This is a genomic window from Terrisporobacter muris, from assembly GCF_024621905.1.
Taxonomy (GTDB): Bacteria; Bacillota; Clostridia; order Peptostreptococcales; family Peptostreptococcaceae; genus Terrisporobacter; species Terrisporobacter muris.
The window spans coordinates 1-2,518 of sequence record NZ_JANKBY010000428.1; the positions used below are offsets into that span (position 1 = coordinate 1).

Sequence of the window (2,518 nt, forward strand, 5' to 3'; positions counted from 1 at the left end):
AAAAATAGATATTTATAAAAAAGTATGATAATATAGAAGACTAACACTTCTTAGGTTGTGTATGAAGCACAAATGAGAAGTGTTTATTTTTTAGTGAGATAATTAAATTAATATAAAAGCAATAATTGAAGGAGACATCATGTTATTTAAAGATTTAGATATAATAGAGCCCATACAAAGGGCACTAGAAGAGGAGGGATATAAAAGTCCAACTCCTATACAAGAAAAATCAATTCCACATTTATTGGAAGGTAGGGATTTACTAGGATGTGCACAAACAGGAACTGGTAAAACAGCATCTTTTGCTATTCCTATATTACAAAATATATATAATGAGGGAAAAAGTAAAAAGAATATAAAAGCTATAATACTGGCACCTACTAGAGAACTTGCCATACAAATAGGTGAGAACTTTAAGACTTATTCAAAAAATACAAATATAAAGAGTTTAGTAATATTTGGTGGAGTTTCACAAAATCCTCAAACAGAGGCATTGAAGAAAGGTGTAGATGTATTAATAGCCACACCAGGTAGAATGATTGATTTATATAATCAAAAATTCATCAATCTAGATAATGTTAAGTATTTTGTTTTAGATGAAGCTGATAGTATGCTAGATATGGGAATGATTCATGATGTGAAAAGAATCATAAAATACCTGCCAAAAGTTCGTCAAAATATTTTCTTCTCAGCTACAATGCCAAAGGAAATATCAAAGCTTGCTGATTCAATATTTAACAATCCTGTTAAAGTGGAAGTTGCACCAGTGTCATCTACAACAGAAACTATAAAGCAAAGTATTTATTTTGTAAGTAGTAGAAAAAAGAAATCTTTATTAATCGATTTATTAAAAGATAAATCTATGGAATCTGTTCTTGTATTTTCTAGAACAAAACATGGAGCAAATAAGATAACAAAAGATCTTGTGAATGCATCAATTACTGCTGAAGCTATTCATGGAAATAAGTCGCAAAATGCAAGACAGCTTGCTTTAAACAATTTTAAAGAGAAGAAAACAAGAGTACTAGTGGCAACAGATATAGCAGCAAGAGGTATAGATATAGATGAATTATCTCATGTAATTAACTTTGACTTGCCAGAAGTTGCTGAGACTTATGTTCATAGAATTGGACGTACAGGAAGAGCAGGGAAGAGTGGAACAGCCATAGCCTTTTGTTCTATAGAAGAAAGAAATCTTTATAATTCAATAGAAAAATTAATAAATAAGAAAATTGAAGTTGTAAATGATCATGCATATGTAAATAGTGCAAATGATGCTAAAGAATCAAGAAATAATAAGGTTAATAAAAATGATAATAGACCAAAGAGAAGCAACAATAGAAATAGAAATAAAAACAATGTTAGAGTTACTAATAAAAAATAAATAAAAAAATACCTAAGTTATTAGTTTTCAACTTAGGTATTTTTTATATAATATAATAGTAAAGTTATAAGATAAGGGGAAGACAGATGAAATTTAAATACGATTTACATATACACACAAAAGAAATCAGTCCTTGCGGGCGCTTAAGTATAGAAGAAATAATAGACAAATACATAGAAGAAGGTTACTCGGGATTAGTCCTTACAGACCATTTGAGAAAAGGTTACTTCAGAAAGTGTAGAAGAGAAGATTGGAAAGAAAAAACAAAGGAATTCTTTTATAGCTATGATAGAGGTATAGAATATTGTAAGGATAAAGATTTTTACATAGGCCTAGGGATGGAAATTAGTTTTAACAATGATACAAATGACTTTTTAGTATTTGGATTTGAAAAAGAAGATTATCTAGAAAATGAATGGATGATAGAGATGGGCCTAAAAGATTTTTATAATAAATTCAAAGATAAAGCAATCATTATCCAAGCTCACCCTCATAGACAAAAAGGCAGTAAATTAGAGGACATAAATTATTTACATGGTATTGAGGTAAATAACCAAAACCCAAGACACAACAATAATAATGATTTGACAAAAGTTGTTTATGAAGAAAATCCAAGACTTATAGCTACAGGTGGGAGTGATGTACACCAAAAGGAAGATTTATGTAGAACAGGTATTTGTACAAAGAATAAAATTACATCAGATGAACAGTTACTTAACATATTAAGAAATAAAGAATTTCAAATTATAGGAATGGATTAAAAAATTTGTATTGATCAATACAAAATCAAGAAAATAAATTTTTAAGATTATAAATTAAGTAGTGAAATTATGTACTTTTATGGAGGAGAGATGAACAAAAAACATTCAGTAAATTCTTTAATAAATATGTTATATATACTATTTGTAATATATCTTATGGAAACAATAGAAGTTGCAGAAAACTTAGGCATATTTAGTAATGGAAACTCAATTAACTCAAATATAATGCAAAGCAACTTATCAATAGAACAAATACTATTTAATATGTTATTTATAGGTTTTGTATGTGGTGGAGTGATAATTGAAGGAAGAGATTTAGAAATAAGTGAAGATGAAAATAAGCTAAAAGTTGTAAATAGGAAGTTATTAAAAT

Annotated in this window: 3 protein-coding genes; all 3 read left to right on the forward strand. The window is 28.0% G+C overall.

Features of this window, described 5'->3' with window-relative positions; all coding sequences use genetic code 11:
• Positions 1 to 139: 139 nt before the first annotated feature.
• Entirely contained in the window at positions 140 to 1,384 is a 1,245-nt protein-coding gene (locus NSA58_RS18765; protein WP_074429258.1) for a DEAD/DEAH box helicase, read from the forward strand.
• Positions 1,385 to 1,470: 86 nt separating this feature from the next.
• The gene (locus tag NSA58_RS18770) at positions 1,471 to 2,145 is read left to right on the forward strand and encodes a PHP domain-containing protein (protein WP_039678315.1); all 675 of its coding nucleotides are present in this window, start codon (positions 1,471 to 1,473) and stop codon (positions 2,143 to 2,145) included.
• A gap of 90 nt (positions 2,146 to 2,235) precedes the next feature.
• A partial coding sequence (locus NSA58_RS18775) for a hypothetical protein (RefSeq protein WP_257560835.1) occupies positions 2,236 to 2,518 on the forward strand: 283 nt, incomplete at its 3' end.